The organism is Enterobacter sp. Bisph1, assembly GCF_000814905.1.
Taxonomy (GTDB): domain Bacteria; phylum Pseudomonadota; class Gammaproteobacteria; order Enterobacterales; family Enterobacteriaceae; genus Kosakonia.
Genome location: NZ_JXAG01000054.1, coordinates 78,935 through 98,621 on the forward strand (window position 1 = coordinate 78,935; position 19,687 = coordinate 98,621).

General features: G+C 54.4%; 18 protein-coding genes and 2 tRNA genes. 10 read left to right on the plus strand and 10 right to left on the minus strand.

Annotated features, from left to right (window positions below; translation table 11 throughout):
• Positions 1-28: 28 nt before the first annotated feature.
• Positions 29-1,270, minus strand: a complete 1,242-nt coding sequence (gene alaC / locus RW65_RS21220) for an alanine transaminase (protein ID WP_039058843.1) — start codon at positions 1,268-1,270, stop codon at positions 29-31.
• A 387-nt stretch (positions 1,271-1,657) separates the two neighbouring features.
• Between alaC and RW65_RS21225 the strand changes: the two genes are divergently transcribed.
• Positions 1,658-3,343: a sensor histidine kinase gene (locus RW65_RS21225; RefSeq protein ID WP_072037807.1), complete on the plus strand. Its 1,686-nt coding sequence runs from the start codon at positions 1,658-1,660 to the stop codon at positions 3,341-3,343.
• Between the two features lie 12 nt (positions 3,344-3,355).
• On the plus strand, positions 3,356-4,084 hold the full coding sequence (locus RW65_RS21230; RefSeq protein ID WP_039058846.1) for a LytR/AlgR family response regulator transcription factor: 729 nt from the start codon (positions 3,356-3,358) through the stop codon (positions 4,082-4,084).
• Here the strand turns inward: RW65_RS21230 and glk are convergent.
• Positions 4,081-5,046 (minus strand): glucokinase, encoded by a 966-nt coding sequence (glk, locus tag RW65_RS21235; RefSeq protein WP_039058847.1) that lies wholly within the window; start codon positions 5,044-5,046, stop codon positions 4,081-4,083. The genes RW65_RS21230 and glk overlap by 4 nt on opposite strands.
• A gap of 179 nt (positions 5,047-5,225) precedes the next feature.
• On the opposite strand from glk, the gene RW65_RS21240 reads away from it, so the two are divergent.
• On the plus strand, positions 5,226-6,458 hold the full coding sequence (locus tag RW65_RS21240; RefSeq protein WP_039058848.1) for an ion channel protein: 1,233 nt from the start codon (positions 5,226-5,228) through the stop codon (positions 6,456-6,458).
• Here the strand turns inward: RW65_RS21240 and RW65_RS21245 are convergent, their stop codons facing one another.
• Positions 6,459-8,117 carry an alpha-keto acid decarboxylase family protein gene (locus tag RW65_RS21245; protein ID WP_039058849.1) on the minus strand — a complete coding sequence of 553 codons (1,659 nt, stop codon included), beginning with the start codon at positions 8,115-8,117 and terminating at the stop codon, positions 6,459-6,461.
• A 159-nt stretch (positions 8,118-8,276) separates the two neighbouring features.
• Here RW65_RS21245 and mgrA point away from each other — a divergent pair, with 159 nt between their 5' ends.
• Together mgrA and RW65_RS21255 are read left to right on the plus strand one after the other, a co-directional pair.
• Positions 8,277-9,275, plus strand: coding sequence for an L-glyceraldehyde 3-phosphate reductase (gene mgrA, locus RW65_RS21250; RefSeq protein WP_039058850.1), 999 nt, complete (start codon positions 8,277-8,279; stop codon positions 9,273-9,275).
• Positions 9,276-9,399: 124 nt separating this feature from the next.
• Positions 9,400-9,720 carry a DUF2502 domain-containing protein gene (locus RW65_RS21255; RefSeq protein WP_039058851.1) on the plus strand — a complete coding sequence of 107 codons (321 nt, stop codon included), beginning with the start codon at positions 9,400-9,402 and terminating at the stop codon, positions 9,718-9,720.
• A gap of 46 nt (positions 9,721-9,766) precedes the next feature.
• Here the strand turns inward: RW65_RS21255 and RW65_RS21260 are convergent, their stop codons facing one another.
• Positions 9,767-11,005 (minus strand): Nramp family divalent metal transporter, encoded by a 1,239-nt coding sequence (locus RW65_RS21260; RefSeq protein WP_039058852.1) that lies wholly within the window; start codon positions 11,003-11,005, stop codon positions 9,767-9,769.
• Positions 11,006-11,357: 352 nt separating this feature from the next.
• Between RW65_RS21260 and RW65_RS21265 the strand changes: the two genes are divergently transcribed.
• A complete protein-coding gene (locus RW65_RS21265) occupies positions 11,358-12,545 on the plus strand; it encodes a NupC/NupG family nucleoside CNT transporter (protein WP_039058853.1) in 1,188 nt (395 codons plus the stop codon).
• A 43-nt stretch (positions 12,546-12,588) separates the two neighbouring features.
• Here RW65_RS21265 and RW65_RS21270 read toward each other — a convergent pair whose 3' ends face one another.
• From RW65_RS21270 to RW65_RS21280, 3 genes are all read right to left on the minus strand, one after another.
• On the minus strand, positions 12,589-14,769 hold the full coding sequence (locus RW65_RS21270) for an EAL domain-containing protein (RefSeq protein WP_039058854.1): 2,181 nt from the start codon (positions 14,767-14,769) through the stop codon (positions 12,589-12,591).
• 197 nt (positions 14,770-14,966) lie between these two features.
• Positions 14,967-15,042 (minus strand) — tRNA-Ala (locus RW65_RS21275).
• A gap of 39 nt (positions 15,043-15,081) precedes the next feature.
• A tRNA-Ala gene (locus RW65_RS21280) sits at positions 15,082-15,157 on the minus strand.
• A gap of 220 nt (positions 15,158-15,377) precedes the next feature.
• Here RW65_RS21280 and RW65_RS21285 point away from each other — a divergent pair.
• Together RW65_RS21285 and RW65_RS21290 are read left to right on the plus strand one after the other, a co-directional pair.
• Positions 15,378-15,737 (plus strand): YfeC-like transcriptional regulator, encoded by a 360-nt coding sequence (locus RW65_RS21285; protein WP_039058856.1) that lies wholly within the window; start codon positions 15,378-15,380, stop codon positions 15,735-15,737.
• Position 15,738: 1 nt separating this feature from the next.
• Positions 15,739-16,131: a YfeC-like transcriptional regulator gene (locus RW65_RS21290; RefSeq protein WP_039058857.1), complete on the plus strand. Its 393-nt coding sequence runs from the start codon at positions 15,739-15,741 to the stop codon at positions 16,129-16,131.
• Between the two features lie 32 nt (positions 16,132-16,163).
• On the opposite strand, the gene RW65_RS21295 is transcribed toward RW65_RS21290, so the two are convergent.
• Together RW65_RS21295 and RW65_RS21300 are read right to left on the minus strand one after the other, a co-directional pair.
• Positions 16,164-16,505 (minus strand): RamA family antibiotic efflux transcriptional regulator, encoded by a 342-nt coding sequence (locus tag RW65_RS21295; protein WP_039058858.1) that lies wholly within the window; start codon positions 16,503-16,505, stop codon positions 16,164-16,166.
• Positions 16,506-16,543: 38 nt separating this feature from the next.
• On the minus strand, positions 16,544-17,644 hold the full coding sequence (locus RW65_RS21300; protein ID WP_039058860.1) for an MBL fold metallo-hydrolase: 1,101 nt from the start codon (positions 17,642-17,644) through the stop codon (positions 16,544-16,546).
• A gap of 192 nt (positions 17,645-17,836) precedes the next feature.
• Between RW65_RS21300 and RW65_RS21305 the strand changes: the two genes are divergently transcribed.
• Positions 17,837-18,427: a TetR/AcrR family transcriptional regulator gene (locus tag RW65_RS21305; protein ID WP_039058861.1), complete on the plus strand. Its 591-nt coding sequence runs from the start codon at positions 17,837-17,839 to the stop codon at positions 18,425-18,427.
• A complete protein-coding gene (locus RW65_RS21310) occupies positions 18,417-18,791 on the plus strand; it encodes an MmcQ/YjbR family DNA-binding protein (protein ID WP_039058863.1) in 375 nt (124 codons plus the stop codon). Before RW65_RS21305 ends, RW65_RS21310 begins: the two co-directional genes overlap by 11 nt.
• Here RW65_RS21310 and RW65_RS21315 read toward each other — a convergent pair.
• Positions 18,781-19,653 (minus strand): helix-turn-helix transcriptional regulator, encoded by an 873-nt coding sequence (locus RW65_RS21315; protein WP_039058864.1) that lies wholly within the window; start codon positions 19,651-19,653, stop codon positions 18,781-18,783. The genes RW65_RS21310 and RW65_RS21315 overlap by 11 nt on opposite strands.
• Positions 19,654-19,687: the final 34 nt, after the last annotated feature.

Here is a 19,687-nt window from a genome sequence, read left to right on the forward strand (position 1 = left end):
CTTTTTTTGTTTTTGTCAGGTAAAACTCTTATGGTTCGAGATCTTCCGCCGGGCTTTTCTGCGCAGTCGCCAGCAAGCCGTCGGCGCGGAACATCGCTTTAATGCCGCGCACCGCCTGGCGGATGCGATCGCGGTTTTCGATCAGCGCAAAACGCACATGGGTATCACCATAATCGCCGAAACCGACACCCGGCGAAACGCACACTTTCGCCTCTTGCAGCAGCTTCTTGGCAAACTCCAGCGATCCCATCGCCGCGTAGGGTTCCGGGATTTTTGCCCACACATACATCGACGCTTTCGGCATCTCCACCATCCAGCCCGCTTCGTGCAGCCCTTTCACTAACACATCGCGACGGCGTTTATACTGGGCGGCAATATCGCGCACGCACTGCTGATCCCCTTCCAGCGCGGCAATTGCCGCCACCTGTAACGGGGTAAAGGTGCCGTAATCGTGATAACTCTTAATACGCGCCAGCGCGTTAACCAGCACCGAGTTACCGACCATAAAGCCAATACGCCAGCCGGCCATGTTGTAACTTTTGGAGAGGGTGAAAAACTCGACGGCGACATCGCGCGCGCCGGGAACCTGCATTATCGACGGCGCTTTCCAGCCATCATAGACAATATCGGCATAGGCTAGATCGTGCACCACCAGCACATCGTAGCGTTTCGCCAGCGCCACCACTTTCTCGAAGAACTCCAGCTCAACGCACTGCGCCGTCGGGTTCGACGGGAAGCCCAAAATCATCATCTTCGGCTTCGGGTAGCTCTCGCGGATCGCGCGCTCCAGTTCATTGAAGAAATCGACACCTTCCACCAGCGGCACGGAGCGTACCTGCGCCCCGGCAATCACCGCGCCATAAATATGGATCGGGTAACTCGGGTTGGGTACTAATACGGTATCGCCATGATCCAGCGTCGCCAGCATTAAATGCGCCAGCCCCTCTTTTGAACCAATGGTGACAATCGCTTCGGTTTCCGGATCGATATCCACCTGATAGCGATCCTGATACCAGCGGGAAATCGCCCGGCGCAGACGCGGAATACCGCGCGAAGTGGAGTAACCATGGGTATCCGGGCGCTGCGCGACGGTGCAGAGTTTCTCCACAATATGCGGCGGCGTCGCGCCATCGGGGTTACCCATACTGAAATCGATAATATCTTCGCCGCGACGTCGCGCAGCCATTTTCAGTTCAGCAGTAATATTAAATACATAGGGGGGAAGACGATCGATACGCGTAAAACGGCGTTCAGGACTGAAGTCAGCCATAGATTCCTCGGAGTAACGTGAGCGCCCGGACCGTCCGAGCGACGTCGCCGCGCTTGCGGCGTGCTTAGAACATAGCCCGAAAAAAATCTCGCTGTCGAGGGGTTAACAAAAAAATAACGATGCCGGGTAAAAGGGGAACATTGAACGCAGAGCGAAAAACTACCATAGCCAGATAGCAGAAAACGGCTTATTAGATTTAACAATATGATAATAAAATAGTTACCTGAAAAGGCCGCCGTTTTGCCTGATCTTACGCCCCGGCTTTTGACTTTTTTAATCCCCTTTTACAAAAAAGGTTTTTCCCTATTCAGCGAATCAATGCTTTGGCTGGTCATATGCGCTGTGGTTTTTTATCATAGCTTTTTGACACCAGGCAATGAGTCCCCCGTGCACGAAATATTTGACATGCTCCTGGCGGTGTTCGACCGGGCAGCGCTGATGTTGATCTGCCTGTTTTTCCTGATCCGCATCCGCCTTTTCCGCGAACTGCTGCATAAAACGGCGCACTCCCCTAAAGAGCTGCTCGGCGTCACCGCCATCTTCTCCCTTTTCGCCCTGTTCAGCACATGGTCCGGCGTGCCGGTTGAAGGTTCGCTGGTGAACGTGCGCATTATCGCGGTGATGTCCGGCGGCATTCTCTTCGGCCCGTGGGTCGGCATTATTACTGGCGTCATTGCCGGCGTGCATCGTTACCTGATTGATATTGGCGGCGTCACAGCGATCCCCTGCTTTATTACCAGTATTATCGCCGGGGTGATGGCCGGGGTTATTAACCGCAAAGTCCCGAAAGCGCAGCACTGGCGCGTCGGCATTATCGGCGGCATGATTTGCGAAAGCCTGACCATGACGCTGGTGGTGTTATGGGCACCGTCGACGGCGCTGGGGCTGGATATTGTGTCGAAAATCGGCGTACCGATGATTCTCGGCAGCGTTTGCATCGGGTTTATTGTGCTGCTGGTGCAAAGCGTAGAGGGTGAGAAAGAGGCGATTGCCGGTCGTCAGGCGAAGCTGGCGCTGGATATAGCCAATAAAACCCTGCCGCTGTTTCGTAACGTTAATAGCGAATCCCTGCGTAAAGTGTGTGACATTATCCGCCGCGACATTGATGCCGATGCGGTGGCCATTACCAATGTCGATCATGTGCTGGCCTATGTTGGCGTCGGGGAGGACAATTATCGCGACAGCGACGATATTATTAGCCCGACCACGCGCCAGGCGATTAACAGCGGTGAAATCATCATTAAAAACAATGACGAAGCCCACCGCACGCCGCAAATCCATTCAATGCTGGTGATCCCGTTACGCGAACAGGGCATTGTCACCGGCACGCTGAAAATCTACTACTGCCATGCGCACCAGATCACCTCGTTATTGCGGGAAATGGCGGTAGGCTTATCGCAGATTATCTCCACGCAGCTGGAAGTTTCCCGCGCCGAGCAGTTGCGGGAGATGGCGAACAAAGCTGAGCTGCGCGCGCTGCAAAGCAAGATCAATCCTCATTTCCTGTTTAATGCCCTCAACGCCATTTCCTCGTCCATTCGCCTTAATCCGGACACCGCCCGGCAGCTGATTTTTAATTTATCGCGCTACCTGCGCTACAACATTGAATTAAAAGATGACGAGCAAATCGATATCAAAAGAGAGCTCTATCAAATCAAAGATTATATTGCCATTGAGCAGGCGCGCTTCGGCGATAAGCTGACGGTGATTTATGACATTGACGAAGAGGTGAGCTGCGCGATCCCCAGCCTGCTGATCCAGCCGCTGGTAGAGAATGCAATTGTGCATGGCATTCAGCCGTGCAAAGGCAAAGGCGTGGTCACCATCAGCGTGGAAGAGTGCGGCAATCGCGTGCGCATCGCCGTGCGCGACACCGGGAACGGCATCGATCCGGAGATGATCGCCCGCGTTGAGGCCGATGAAATGCCCGGCAACAAAATAGGCCTGCTGAATGTGCATCAGCGCGTGAAGCTGCTGTATGGCGAAGGGCTGCATATCCGTCGTTTAACACCGGGCACCGAAATAGCTTTTTATCTGCCGCGTCGGCCTACGCCCGCCCCTTTGTTGCCCTGACAGGAGAATGGAATGAAAGTCATCATTGTGGAAGACGAGATCCTGGCGCAACAGGAGCTAAGCTGGCTGATAAAAAACCATAGCCAGATGGAGATTGTCGCGACCTTTGACGACGGTCTCGATGTGCTGAAATATCTCCAGCACAATAAAGTCGACGCCCTCTTTCTGGATATCAATATTCCCTCACTGGATGGCGTGTTGCTGGCGCAAAACATCAGCCAGTTTGCCCATAAGCCGTTTATCGTCTTTATTACCGCCTGGAAAGAGCACGCGGTGGAAGCCTTTGAGCTGGAAGCCTTCGACTACATTCTGAAACCGTACCAGGAATCGCGCATTATCAACATGCTGCAAAAGCTGGAAGCGGCCTGGCAGCAGCAAACGGGCGCAGCGGCAAACGCGCATTCACGGGAAAACGCGACCATTAATCTATTAAAGGATGAACGTATTATCGTCACCAGTATTGACGATATTTATTATGCGGAAGCCCACGAGAAGATGACCTTCGTTTATACGAAGCGGGAATCTTATGTGATGCCGATGAACATCACCGAGTTTTGCAGCAAATTGCCGACGGCGCACTTCTTTCGCTGCCACCGCTCTTTTTGCGTCAACCTGGATAAAATCCGCGAGATCGAACCCTGGTTTAATAACACCTATATTCTGCGGCTGCGGGACCTCGATTTTCAGGTGCCCGTGAGCCGCAGTAAAGTTAAAGAGTTTCGCCAGTTGATGAATCTTTAAAGTACATAACCCAGCGTCTGGCGCAGATGCGCCCCCGAGCCGAGCAGCCCCGGATTATCATGCACGATCAGATAGACCGGAATATCCTGAACGTAGGATTTAAAGCGCCCTTTATCTTCAAAGCCGCCGCGAAAGCCGGAGGCGGTAAAGAACTCAAGGAAGCGCGGCACAATGCCGCCGGCGATGTAAACCCCGCCAAAGGTGCCGAGATTCAGCGCCAGGTTGCCACCAAAGCGGCCCATAATCACGCAAAACAGCGACAGCGCGCGGCGACAGTCGGTGCAGCTATCGTCCAGCGCGCGTTCGGTGATATCTTTCGGCTTCAGATTTTCCGGCAGGCGACCGTCGGATTTAACGATGGCGCGATAGAGGTTAACGAGGCCCGGACCCGACAGCACACGTTCAGCGGAGACGTGACCAATTTCCCCGCGCAGCTCTTCGAGGATAATCCCCTCTTCTTCACTGTTTGGCGCGAAATCGACGTGGCCGCCTTCGCCCGGCAGGCTCACCCAGCGTTTATCCACATGCACCAGATGCGCGACGCCGAGGCCGGTGCCCGCGCCATAAACCGCAATCGGCTTGCCCTCAACCGGCGCGGAACCGCCAAACTGGATCAGGTGTTCGGCTTTTAGCATCGGGATCGCCATCGACACGGCGGTAAAATCGTTAATAATTTCCAGATGGGCGAAGCCGAGGTTTTTCTTCATTTCAGCAATCGAAAATTCCCAGGTATGGTTGGTCATCGCCACCCAGTCGCCGGTAATCGGACAGGCAATCGCAATGCAGCCGTCCTCAACGCTAATGCCGTGCTCTTCAAGATAAACGCGCACCACGGCTTCCAGGCTTGGATAGTCGAGGCCGGAATAGGTTTTGGCGCGGGAGATCTCGCCGCTGTCGACATCGCACAGCGCTAAGCGCGCGTTCGTGCCGCCCACGTCTCCCACTAAAGCATACTTTGTCATTCTTATACGGCTCCGCTAAAGTCAGAATAAATCTTTGGCACACTGTAAATACAAGGCGCATTAACAACAATGACCATATCACGAGTGCCCCAGGATTATAGATCTTCATCACAGATTACCTTATAGGTTTACGCCTGGTTTCATCCTCTGCCGCCGGGCTTTGTTGCAAGGATAAAAAGATGCTGCATCCGCGTGCGAGAACGCTACTGTTATTGGCGCTGCCTGCGCTTATCATTGGCGTGGCGTCAAGTCTGCTATTAGCGTTGGTTATGAAAATTGCCGACCTGTTGCAATCGGTGTTGTGGGGCGGCCTGCCCTGGCGGCTCGGTATTGACGCGGATTCGCCGTGGTGGATATTGACTGTTCTCACTCTGACCGGCCTGGCCGTCGGTTTAGTGGTGCGTTACAGCAACGGTCATGGCGGGCCGGATCCCGCCAGCGTGCCGCTGATTGGCGCACCGATAGCGATCAACGCGCTGCCGGGGCTGGTGCTGGCGATGCTTTTAGGTCTGGCGGGCGGCGTCAGCCTTGGTCCTGAGCAGCCGGTAATGGTGATGAATATCGCCCTTGCGGTCGCGCTCGGCGCACGTATCTTTCCCCGCGTTGCGCCGCTGGACTGGACTATTCTCGCCTCCGCCGGCACCCTCGGCGCGCTGTTTGGTGCGCCGGTGGCGGCGGCACTGATCTTCGCGCAAACCTTAAAAGCCAGTGAAGACGTACCGCTCTGGGATCGTCTGTTCGCGCCGTTAATGGCCGCCGCCGCAGGCGCGCTCACCTCCGCGCTCTGTTCGCAGCCCGCATTTTCATTACCCATTCCTCATTATCCGCAGCTGCATATCGCGGACGTGTTCAGCGGCGCGGTGGTCGCGGTATTCGCCATTGCGCTGGGCATGGTGGCGGTGTGGTGTTTGCCGCGCCTGCACCAGCTTATGTCGCGTAACAATCCGCTGCTAACGCTGACCCTCGGCGGCTTTCTGCTGGGTCTGCTCGGCATTGCTGGCGGTCCGGTGACGCTCTTTAACGGGCTGGATGCGATCCAGCAGCTGGCGTTCGCGCAAACCTTAACGGTCAGTGATTATCTGCTGTTTGCGCTGGTGAAACTTGCGGCGTTAGTGATTGCTGCCGCCTGCGGTTTTCGCGGGGGACGCATATTTCCGGCGGTGTTTGCCGGGGTGGCGTTAGGTTTAATGCTGCATGAGCATGTCGACGCCGTTCCGGCGGCGGTTACCGTTTCTTGCGCCGTATTGGGGCTGGTTTTAGTGGTCACCCGCGATGCCTGGTTAAGCCTATTTTTGGCCGCCGTCGTCGTGCCGGACACCACTTTACTGCCGCTGCTGTGCATCGTCATGCTGCCCGCCTGGCTGCTGCTGGCCGGGAAACCGATGATGATGGTTCCCCGACGCGACAAGTAGTTATTCGCTATTGCGTGTCTCCAGCGCATGGCTGACTTCGCGCAGCAGATCCGGCAAGTCGGCCTGCGGCAACATCACTTCAATCAGCGCGAGCCGATGGTGATGCTCTGCCGCCTCCAGCGCTTGCGCCAGCTGCACCGTTTCACTGACGCGCCAGCATTCGGCCTGGCAATCCAGGCTTAAGGCCTGGGGAATTTGCGTCCAGTTCCAGCGCGCAATATCGTTGTAACGCTGGTGCGCGCCGTGGATCGCCCGCTCTACCGTATAGCCATCGTTGTTGAGCAATAAAATGATCGGTCGCTGACCGTCACGGAGCATTGAGCCCAGCTCCTGAATGGTCAACTGCGCCGCGCCATCGCCGCTCACCAGGATAACGCGCCTCTCCGGGCAAGCGGTTTGCGCACCGAAGGCAGCGGGCAGACAAAAACCAATCGACCCCCATAGCGGCTGCGTCAGCAATTCCACCTGGGCAGGCAAGCGCAAAGAGGCGGCGCCAAACGCGGCGGTGCCCTGATCGGCAAGTAAAATATCACCTGGGCGAATAAAGGCATTCAGGGTTTGCCAGAAGGATTGCTGGCTTAGTGTGCCCTGATGTGGCGCATGATTCGCCGCGGGCTCCGGTGCAGGCTCGAGCATGCAACGCGGGTTATTGCGACAAACCGCAATAAGGATATTCACCGCCTCCTGCATGGTGATACCGCTAAACCACTCTTCTCCCACCCGCGCGGCAAAAGGCTGAATATCAATAGTGCGACCTGGCGGCAACTGCTGGGTAAAGCCGGCGGTAATTGTGTCGCTAAAGCGCACGCCAACACAGATTACCGTATCTGCGCTCTCTATCGCTTCGCGTACTGGCGGCGGGCTGGCTGCGCCGCTGTAGGTGCCGACGAAACCCGGCTGCGTTTCATCAAACAGGCCTTTGCCCATCAGCAGCGTCGCGTGCGGCAGGGGGAAGTCCTTCATCCAGCCTTGCAGCATGTGCCGGACACCAAAACGCTGCGCCAGGAAATCCGCCAGCAGCGCGACGCGCGAGCTCTCACCGATCATCGCCTCGACAGTCAGGCGAAAACGTTCCAGCCGCCCTTCATTGCTTTGCAGCGCCGCCGGAGTGATAACGTTTACAGGCGGGACGGCCGCCATTTTGGCGATATCGACGGGCAATAGCAGATAACCCGGACGCGACTCCGTGAGCATGGTGCGGATCACGCGGTCAATTTCATAGCAGGCGTTTTGCGCCGTTAACAGCCCCTGCGCGGCGCTGACAGGTTCATACATGCGTCTGAAAGGGCTGAAATCCCCGTCGCCAAGGGTGTGATGCAGCAACTCTCCCCGCTGCTGAACGCGGCTGGAGGGCGCACCGACGATCTGCAATACCGGAACATACTCAGCATAACTACCGGCTATGCCGTTAATCGCGCTCAGTTCGCCGACGCCAAAGGTGGTCAACAGCGCGGCTGCGCCCTGGCAACGGCCATAGCCGTCCGCAGCATAGGCTGCGTTCAGTTCGTTTGCACAGCCAACCCAGTGGACTGCCGGATGTTGAATAACGTGATCGAGAAACTGCAGATTGTAGTCTCCCGGTACGCCAAAAAGATGGTGGATGCCGCAACCGGCAAGCCTGTCGAGCAGATAATCGGCAACTGTATAGTTATTTTCCATTGCGTCGCGTCTCCGAATACTAACTTTATCTGAGTATTAGAGAACTGTGATGAGAGTCCAGAAAGCACACGATATTGAAAGTGGAAAGCAAGCTTTACGACAGGCGGCGGTGTAAGCTCATTCAGTGTAAACGCATACACTGATAAAAGGAGTCCCTGCATGGTTTATCTGGCCGATGCCGCGCGCTATGAAAAAATGACTTACCATCGCTGCGGCGACAGTGGGTTAAAACTGCCGGCAATTTCCCTTGGTTTATGGCACAACTTCGGCGATTCAACCCTGCTGGAGAACAGCCGCCAGCTGCTGCGGCACGCTTTTGATCTTGGGATCACTCATTTCGATCTGGCGAATAACTACGGGCCGCCGCCGGGCTCGGCAGAGAGCAACTTTGGTCGTATTTTGCAGGAGGATTTTCTGCCGTGGCGCGACGAACTGATTATCTCGACCAAAGCGGGTTATACCATGTGGGATGGCCCGTACGGCGATTGGGGCTCACGTAAGTATTTGATTGCCAGCCTCGATCAGAGCCTGCGGCGCATGGGGGTGGAGTATGTCGATATTTTCTATCACCACCGCCCGGATCCTGAAACGCCGCTGCGCGAAACCATGCGCGCCCTCGATCATATTGTGCGTCAGGGCAAGGCACTGTACATCGGGCTTTCCAATTACCCGGCTGCGGCAGCGCGGGAAGCCATCGACATTTTGAACGATCTCGGCACGCCATGCCTGATTCATCAGCCTAAATACTCGATGTTTGAGCGCTGGGTGGAGGCGGAATTGCTGGAAGTGCTGCAGGAAAAAGGTGTCGGGTCGATCGCCTTTTCACCGCTGGCGGGCGGACAACTCACAGATCGTTACCTGCACGGTATACCGCCAGATTCCCGCGCCGCCAGCGGCAGCCGTTTTCTTAATCCGGATCAGCTCACCGAGGAGAAGCTGGTCACCGTTCGCGCCCTGAATGCGCTGGCGGAACGGCGTGGACAGAAGCTGTCGCAGATGGCGCTGGCCTGGGTGTTACGCAACGATCGCGTGACCTCGGTGCTGATTGGTGCCAGCAAGATAAGCCAGCTTGATGATGCGGTTGGGATGCTGGCAAACCGCCATTTCAGCACGGCGGAATGCAATGAAATTGAGACCATTCTCCGTGGCGCAAAATAACTTTCTTTTTAGCAAAACGTGCTGCTATTCATGATTTAGGAGTTCCGCCAATAATGCGGGGTTTCGCCGCCCCGTAATATTGTTGTAACAGGCCGTTTCGGCCCGATCGTGAAGGAGAAGAGCTATGTTCAGGTCACTGATTCTGGCAGCTGTATTAATGGCGTCTGCGCCGCTAGTCGTAAATGCTGGCGAAATCACCCTGTTGCCGTCTGTAAAATTACAAATTGGCGATCGCGATAATTACGGTAATTACTGGGACGGTGGCCGCTGGCGCGACCGTGATTACTGGGGCCGTCACTACGAGTGGCGCGACCATCGCTGGCGTCCGCACGATCGTGGCTGGCATCGCGGGTGGGATAAACGTGATGCTTACGAGCGCGGCTACCGCGAAGGCTGGAATGACCGCGACGATCGTCACGGGCATAAACATAAACACCGCCACTAAACGAGAAAGGAGCGCACGCGCTCCTTTCTCTTTTCTGTCTTACCGGTTAGATGCCAGCCAGGCTACCAATCAGCAACCAGCCATTTAACGCCACCACCAGCACGACAATCACCCAGCCGACACGCTTCACCAGCGGCGTATTGACCAGTTCACCCATTAGTTTGCTGTCGCTGGTTAAAATTAGCAGCGGCACCAGCGCCAGCGCAATACCGAAGCTCAGCAGCACTTGGCTCATGACCAAAATGCGCGTCGGATCGAGCCCCAGCCAGATAACAATAAATGAGGGCATCATGGTAATGGTTCGCCGCACCCACAACGGAATATGAAAGCGCACAAACCCCTGCATCACCACCTGGCCGGCAAGGGTTCCCACTACCGTTGATGACAGCCCCGCGGCCACCAGGCTCAGGCCAAAAATGGTGGCCGCCGCGTGGCTTAAAAGCGGTTCCAGGGTTAAATAGGCCTGATCGAGATCGGCCACGCCCGTATGTCCATTAAAGTGGAACGCCGCCGCCGCCGTCGCCATCATTGCCAGGTTCACAAACCCGGCGATGGTCATGGCAATGCCGACATCCCATTTGGTTGCAGAGTAGCGCTCACGGCGAGAGCCTTCATGCAGATGCTGAGTCAGGGAAGAGTGCAGATAAATGACGTGGGGCATAATAGTCGCGCCCAGCACGCCTGCGGCAAGAAATACCGCTTCGCTGCCCGGCAGACTGGGAATAACAATCCCTTTCGCCAGTTGCCCGAGCTTAGGCTGTGAAAACACCAGTTCGACAATATAGGCGGCGGCGACAAACAGCAGCAGGCCGCCAATCACCTTCTCCAGCGGTTTTTGCCCGCGCCGTTGCAGCATCAAAATCAAAAATGTCGCCACCCCGGTGAGCACCGCGCCTTGCAGCAGCGAAACGCCGAGAATGAGCTTAAAACCGATGGCGGCACCAATAAACTCCGCCAGATCCGTTGCCATGGCGATAACTTCCGCCTGCACCCAGTAGAACCACACCAGCGGGCGCGGATAGCGATCGCGGATCTGCTCCGCGAGGTTCTTGCCGGTGGCAATCCCCAGTTTGGCGGACAGTAGCTGGATAAGCATCGCCATAAAGTTGGCCCACACCACCACCCATAACAACTGGTAACCGAAGGTCGCGCCGGCCTGGATATTAGTGGCAAAGTTACCGGGATCAATGTAGCCAATAGCGGCAATAAACGCCGGGCCCATCAAGGCAAACCGTAGTTTGCGCGCTGCCCGCCCACTGTTATTCTCAACGCGACTACTGTTCATTTTTTGCCCCTAAATATAGCCTTTGCTATGTTTCATGCTAACAAAATGAGAATGATTATCAAGATCGTTTATTTGGATTCACCTGATTTCTCTGATAGACAGAAACAATAGAAGGGTTGAATGCAAGGATGGTGACAGCAACGACAACATTTGCCGCAGCGTTATGTTAAGAGTCTAGCAGCAAGACACAACTTTTCACGCTTTTACGTAACATAACAAGAATAGATGATGGATCACTAATTTTGAGTCCGGTCACAGCTCATTAATATACTGTGTGTTTGATCTCGTTTTCTTTTGTCTTGTTTCATAGAATGTGCACGAAAATCCTACCCGTCTCATATTTGGAGCAAATATGTCCCGCGTTTTGCACTTTGTCCTGGCGCTTGCTGTGGTGGCACTGCTTGCCCTGCTCGTAAGCAGCGATCGCAAGAAGATCCGCATTCGTTTTGTTATACAACTACTGGTGATTGAAGTTTTACTGGCCTGGTTCTTCCTGAACTCAGATGTCGGCCTCGGCTTCGTGAAAGGCTTCTCCGAAATGTTTGAGAAACTGCTCGGTTTCGCCAACGAAGGCACCAACTTCGTCTTCGGTAAGATGAATGATCAAGGACTGGCGTTCTTCTTCCTGAAAGTGCTGTGCCCGATTGTCTTTATCTCGGCGCTGATTGGTATCCTGCAGCATATTCGCGTGCTGCCGATTATTATTCGCGCGATCGGTACGGTGCTGTCGAAAGTGAACGGCATGGGCAAACTGGAATCCTTTAACGCCGTCAGCTCCCTGATTCTGGGTCAATCGGAAAACTTTATCGCCTATAAAGATATCCTCGGCAAAATGTCCCGCAACCGCATGTACACCATGGCCGCGACCGCAATGTCGACGGTGTCGATGTCCATCGTTGGCGCGTACATGACCATGCTTCAGCCGAAATATGTCGTCGCGGCGCTGGTGCTGAACATGTTCAGTACCTTTATCGTGCTCTCCCTTCTCAACCCCTATCGCGTGGATGAGAGCGAAGAAAACCTGCAGATGGCGAAGCTGCACGAAGGTCAAAGCTTCTTCGAAATGCTCGGTGAATACATTCTGGCGGGCTTTAAAGTCGCCATTATCGTTGCCGCGATGCTGATTGGTTTTATCGCCCTGATTGCCGGTCTTAACGCCCTGTTCGCCGCCGTACTGGGTATCTCTTTCCAGGGGATCTTAGGCTATATCTTCTATCCAATTGCGTGGGTGCTGGGCGTTCCGGCCCATGAAGCGCTGCAGGTGGCGAGTATTATGGCGACCAAACTGGTGTCGAACGAATTCGTCGCCATGATGGATCTGCAAAAAATCTCCGCGACCCTCTCTCCGCGCTCAGAAGGCATTCTGTCTGTATTCCTTGTTTCCTTTGCCAACTTCTCGTCTATCGGCATCATCGCCGGTGCGATTAAAGGCCTGAATGAAGAGCAGGGTAACGTGGTTTCCCGCTTTGGTCTGAAACTGGTCTACGGCTCTACGCTGGTGAGCGTGCTCTCTGCCGCTATCGCCGCGCTGGTTATCTGATTTAATGCTCAATAACCGGGGGGTTTCCCCGGTTATTTATTTCTTAAGCAAGCGGCTGCGGTTTACCGGATAAATAGCCCTGCAGATAATCAACACCCGCCCCCAGCAGCAACGCGCGCTGCGCTTCATTTTCCACATATTCTGCCACCACCGTCATCGATCGGGGCTTCGCCAGTTCGCAAATCGCTTTTACAATCATCGCATCCTGCGGGTCCTGCAAGATATCCCGTACAAAGCAGCCATCGATTTTGATGATATCCGCCTGCAGCTCTTTTAAACGTTCAAAGTTGGCATAGCCGGTACCAAAGTCATCAATGGCAATTTTGAATCCGGCATTACGCAATTGCTGAATGTTGTAAATGCTCGCTTCTGAATGGGAGAAAGCCTGCTCTTCAGTGATCTCAATAATGACCTCGCGCGGTGACACCGCGAAACGGGCGAACAGCGCCAGCCATTGCGCGGCAAACTCGTTTTGCATCAGCGAGAGAGGCATTAGATTGACCGAAAAACGTGCCCCCTCACCCTGGCCGGGATGCGCCTGCATCCACGCGAGCAGACATTCTGTAACCTGCATATCAAAGCGCGCGCCAAGATTGAACTGGGCGATAACCGGGATAAACAGGTTTGGGGGAATCAATTCATCATCAACCCTTAGCCGCGTCAGGATCTCCTGGTAACCCTGCCCTTGCGCATCGACAATTGGCTGGCCGTACAGCACGATGCCATTTTCATCGAGCGCCCTTTTTACCTTATTCAGCAGCAAGACGCGATCCGTGGTCTGATGCGTCACCACTTGCCGGCTGTTGGTCAGCGCCAGTACCTGCTGCTGCGCGCTCGCCTGTTCAGAAAGCCAGCTTAGCTGGCCCAGCATAGGGTGCAGCTGCGCGCCAGCTCCCTGCATCTCGCCCCAGGAGATACCAAATTCGATATCCAGCGCGCCTTTATTCCAGAAAATGCGCCGACTGTTTAGGTAGTTCACCATATGCTGCAAACGCGCCACGATTTCTGGCCCTTCGAGCAACAGCAAGAGTTCGCTGCCGGGCAGCTGAAAAAACTGCTCGCCTTTATGCAGCATCGGCTGAAGCTCGCGCGTGACGCTGCGTTTAACATGCACGCGCATCATCATGCCGAAATGGCGGCTCAGGAACTCGAGGTTTTTCATATGCAGGCAGCACATAATGGCGTTGGGCTGCTGCTCAACCTGCTTTTCCAGCGCACGCAAATTAGGTAAATGGGTTAACGGATCGCTCATCGCCTGTGCTTGCCAGCGCGTTTTGAGCCATTCACTGCGGTGAAAAACGCGCATCATATACAGCATGCAGACGGTAAAACAGATAAGCACTGACATAACAAAGGCCAGCGAATAATCCGAACGCGCGCCGTAAAATAGATTAATGTTGTGCGTCAGCAACATAAAGGTCGAAACGCCCCAGCTTATTGAAACCAGCGATGGGCTTAATTTGCTGATGCCTAAAGTGAAGATAATAAAAGTAACCGGCACCAGATAACCGGCAAAATAGGCGGATTTATAGGGCGAACATAAAATAATAACCGTGATGCTTAACGATAGAAACCAGCCCAGCGTAAAGAGACGCTTATTGCTGGAAAAACACGGCTTAACGCTTTTGCGCCATAATGTGCGGGCAAAGCGAGGGTGGAGAATCATCCGCAGTGGGTAATAGACAAGCAGGGTAAAAATAAGCGCGGCACAAATAAGACTTTGGATATCGATAATAGAATAAATGACCGACGCGTTGCCAAAAAACAGCGTTAAATTAACCGGATAGTGATACCAGGCACCGGCAATATACATCGACGCTTTAATTCCCATCGGGGCAATAAAGCCCAACCACAGGATGCGCACGCCCATATTTTTATTCGGCAATCCATATCGCCAGCGCGAACCCAGCTGCCAGCGCACAATGCCACAGCACAGCAAAACTGAAAATAACTGGCAGCCTAACAGCACCGCCGCTTCGTGGTACGGCAAATGAAAGCGAACTTCATTTACCCACCCACAGCCTAAAATGATCGGCGCTATTCCATGTCGTCCGAATAATAACAGCACCGCCAGCATCACGCTTATTGGCAGCCACGCCAGATAAACCTCATTGGTTTCAATCAGGGTGCGGGGAGAAATAATGCGAGAAACAGGAATCGCTACCAGGCATAACATTAACGCGAGGATAAATTTTCTGACGACGTTATAAATACTCTGTTTCATCAGCGTTAATTAGCCGCTCCTGGCCGGTCAAAAAGAGGGAGCCGAATGAAAGAGTTATCATAATATCAAAGACTCTAACCGCGGCGCGAAAAGCATATATTACTGTCGCCAGACCGGGCAGCCACGTTTAATTTTTCAGCAGATAACAGCAGAGATAAAAAGCAAAAACCCCCGCGTAAACGCGAGGGTTTGAAGGGTGGTGGAGCTAAGCGGGATCGAACCGCTGACCTCTTGCATGCCATGCAAGCGCTCTCCCAGCTGAGCTATAGCCCCACAATGTCGTTACGCGCCAATTCCGTTGGGTGCGGAATTTGGTGGAGCTAAGCGGGATCGAACCGCTGACCTCTTGCATGCCATGCAAGCGCTCTCCCAGCTGAGCTATAGCCCCATCGCGTAAAGCGTGTCGAGTTGACGGGCGGCATAATATGAATTCCCTTGCCAGGTGTCAACGGCAAAATCGCGCCGCATTATCCAACCGCTGAAAAAGCATGCAAAAAAGAGACATTGCGTGCAGGCTCGCAGCCAGTAGTTAAACATGTCACATTTTCCCGTAAAATGGTGCTATAACATACGCCACTAATTACCCTTACAACCATTCGGGAAATTACATGCTCAAGGAACGAATGACGCCAGAAGAGCTGGCCAGCCTGACGGGATACAGCCGGCAAACCATCAATAAATGGGTGCGTAAAGAGGGCTGGGTCACCTCGCCAAAGCCTGGCGTACAAGGAGGAAAGGCGCGTCTGGTCCATGTTAATGAACAGGTTCGCGCGTTTATCCGCAGCGCGCAGCGCAGTGAAGCCCCGCAAACGGCCACGCTTGATGCCAGTGATTCCTCACTTGAAACGTTATTAATGCAGCTGGCCAAAGAGATGACCGCCACAGAGCAGCACCAACTCTCTTCTCTCTTATTACGCGACGGCATTACCGGCCTGTTGCAGCGTCTCGGGATCCGCGAACAAAAATAATATGATGAAACTACCCAACAAAATGACCACCGAAGAGTTAGCGGATTTTCTCGGCGTCGCCAAACAAACCGTAAATCGTTGGATCCGTCAACAAGGCTGGCCGACGGAGCCGTTACCCGGCGTGAAAGGCGGACGCGCGAGGCTGATTCATATCAGCAAAGAGGTGCGCAGCTTCATTATGAAAACGCCCTCCATGCGCCATCATCAATCGCCTTATGCGATGGCTGAACCCGCGCCGGTCTATGCCAGCGGCAATCACTCCCTTAACGAAATTATCAACGTGCTGCAAAACATGAGCCCTGACGAACAAAAGCAGCTTGCTACATTGCTGGCGCGTGAAGGTATCTGCGGGTTTATGAGCCGCTTAGGTATCGAACAAACGGTAACGGAGTAAAAAAACCGGCCTCAGAAAAGGCCGGTTTTGTCTCAGTGCGTCTGTTGATGATTCTCTCGCCGGTAGGCTCCCGGCGGCTGATTAAAAGTGCGAGTAAAGATGCGCGTAAAAGTTTGCTGCGAATCAAAACCGTACTTCAAACAGATATCGTAAACCTTCTGATCGGTCGTTACTAAATCCTGTGCGGCGCGCGACAGCTTACGCTCGCGAATATAACGGCCCAGGCTCTCCCCTTTATATTGCAGGAACAAGCGCTGCAGATGCCATTTGGAATAGCCCGCGTGGGCCGCAATATCATCAATACGTAACGGTTGATGGAGATTATCGTCGATCCACTCGACGATGGTGTCGATAACCTGAGCGGAAATAGTCATACTGCGCTCCCCCTCTGCTCTTCGATTAATAAACGGGTTTATTCCCACCAGGCGCGGAAGACTTGTGCTTTATCAGCCACAAGCACCGGTTCGCCCAGCCTCGGTGTCAATAAGCGATAACCTCTACCCCGGCTTGCTACCGCCAGCCGCTTGTACGGGTCGTCCCAACTATGTTTCGCCAACACAAAACGCCCCGCATGGCCCGGCAGAACCCCGCGCGCGTTAAGATCCAGTGCCGCCTGTGCCGTCTCTTCCGGCATCATATGAATGTATTTCCAGTCTTCGTCGTACTGACCATTTTCCATAATCGCCAGATCGATAGCGCCAAACTGTTCGCCAATGGCTTTGAAGTGCGGACCGTAGCCACTGTCGCCGCTGTAGTAGATCTTTTGCTGCGGCGTCACCAGCATAAAGCTGGCCCACAAGGTCTGGTTACGTTTCAGGCCGCGCCCGGAAAAGTGGCGCGCAGGTAACACGTGCACCGCCAAATCCTCGCTGACCGCCACGGTTTGCTGCCAGTCCGCTTCATAAATCTTCGCCGGATCCATTCCCCAGTAGCGCAAATGGGAACCGACGCCAAGGGGTGTGATCACCTGCTTAATTTTCGGCATCAGCGCTTTGATGGTGGCGTAATCGAGATGGTCATAGTGATCGTGCGAGATGATCAGCAGGTCGATCGGCGGCATATTTTTCGCCGTCCACAGATCGTTACCGGCAAACGCTTTATTGAGAAAGGAAAACGGTGCCGCATAGTTGCTGAGAATCGGATCGATCAGTATGCGTTTGCCCGCCAGCTGTAGATACCACGACGAATGACCCATCCATACCATGGTGTCCTGTTCAAGGGGCAGGCTGGCAAGATCGGTGTGCACCGTTGGCAATTGCTGCTGCGGTCGCGCGTTTTCCCGTTTGGTAAAGAGGAATTCCCACCAGGCCGCCAGCATATTTTTCTTTCCGGTAAAACCCGGCGTCGGCAGCTGGTTGTGAAACTTGCCGTCACGGTAGTTGGCTGATTTTTCTACTGCCGTAAGTTGTTCGCCCTGCGGGAGCTGACCAAAACCGGCATTAAGCACAAAAGGTAAACTTACGGCGGAGGCAACGAGCATAACAAGAACCACGCTGAAAATAAGACGCTTCATATCCTGACCCGACGAAATCGCTCCCTTCCGTAGAGACGATGCTGGTAACACTTGATTATGAGTGAGTAAGCACTCATTATAGAAAGGGTTGCTCAACCGTCAAGATCATTTTCATTCTTTGATATTCGACGTTGCAGCGCCTTAAAGGGCATGATTCAATCGTGGTTTTTACCGTAAAAGAGGAAAAGTGTAGTGGCTCGTCCGAAGAGTGAAGATAAAAAACTGGCGTTACTGGATGCGGCAACCGAAGCTATCGCCCAATCGGGCATCGCTGCCTCCACCGCCCTTATCGCCCGCAACGCGGGCGTTGCGGAAGGAACGCTGTTTCGCTACTTCGCCACCAAAGACGACTTGCTCAACGCACTTTACCTGCATCTGAAAAGCGATCTGTGCGGCACCATGCTTGAGAACCTCGATCGTTCGCTTACGGATCCGAAACAGCACACCCATTCAATTTGGAACAGCTATATCGACTGGGGGATCCGTCATCCTAACGGCCATTGCGCCGTGCGCCAGATCGCCGTCAGCGACAAACTCACCGACGCCACCCGCCAGCAGGTCACCGACATCTTTCCCGAGCTGCATGAGCTTTGCCACCGCTCGGTACTGCCAGTATTTCTGACGGAGGAGTTTTCCCCTTTCGGCGACGCTATTTTTCTGTCGATGGCGGAAACGACCATTAGTTTTGCCAGCCGCGACCCGTCGCGCGCCAAAGAATTTAAACGCCTCGGCTTTGAGGCGATGTGGCGCGCGCTGGCCATTGAGGAGAAAGATGGACGGTAAAACGCTACATGCCAGCGCGCACCGCATTGCGCTCGAGCTGCCGTTTACTGAACACTGCTGGCCGTTTGGCCCTGAGCATGACGTGTTTAAAGTGGCCGGTAAGATTTTTATGATGACCACCACCGCCCACGGCAGACCAATGGTGACAATGAAAGCCGAGCCGCAAAAATCCCTGCTCAATCAGCAGATCTACCGCAGCATTGAGCCGGGCTACCATATGAACAAGAAACACTGGATCTCGGTCTTTGCCGGCGACGATATCGACGAATCCCTGCTCGCGAGCCTGATTCAGGACTCCTGGGATTGCGTGGTCGACGGTCTGTCGCGTAAAGATCAAAAACGCCTGCGCCCGCTTAAGGGTTAGCAGCCAGCCAGCTCAACGCCTTTTCGCCCGCCTCATCCACCGGCAGATACACCAGCAGCCGCGAACCGTTGCGCGGCGCGGAATACCAGTACATCTGCTGCAGGGAAAACTCGCCAAGCCGGGGATGATTAAAGATTTTTACCTTATTTTCCACCCCGCGCACGTCGAGATGCTTCTGCCAGAGGGCGGCAAATTCCGCCGACGCGGCGCAAAAGCGCGCCAGCTTCGCTTCCCACTCGGCATCACCACGGTGCTCCGCCATTGCCGCGCGAAAATAGGCCACAAAGGTCACTAACACGCTGTCGTCAAAACCCAGACGGCTGCGCCATTGCGGATGGGTCAGATAGAGATAGATACAGTTACGATCTTCCTCGGGGATGTCGTTAAAGGTGACGCCCATCAGCCGCTCAAAACCGACATTCCACGCCACAATATCGAAATTGGGTTTCTGAATACTTGCCGGTTGCGGTAACAGGCTATCCAGCAGGCGCCGGGTGCCTTCGCTTATCCCTTCGCACTGCGGCGTGGTTAACGCTTCCGTTGGCGTCAGTCCCGCCAGTAAAAAGAGATGACGGGTTTCCGTGGGCGTACACTGCAGGGCGCTGGCAATCGCCTGCAGCACCGCAGCGGACGGGTTAACGTCCCTTCCCTGCTCCAGCCAGGTGTACCAGGTTACGCCGACATCCGCCAGCAGAGCCACCTCTTCACGCCGCAACCCGGGCGTGCGCCGACGGGTACTGCGCGGCAGTCCCAGCCGCTGCGGATCGAGGCTTTCGCGCCGCGCACGTAAAAATGCCCCCAGTTGTTTGCGGTTCTCATCCTGCACCACCTGCGCCGGCAGTTTTTCGGCCATCAACGTCATCACAACCTCCAGCATGGTAGTGTCAGTACCAGTA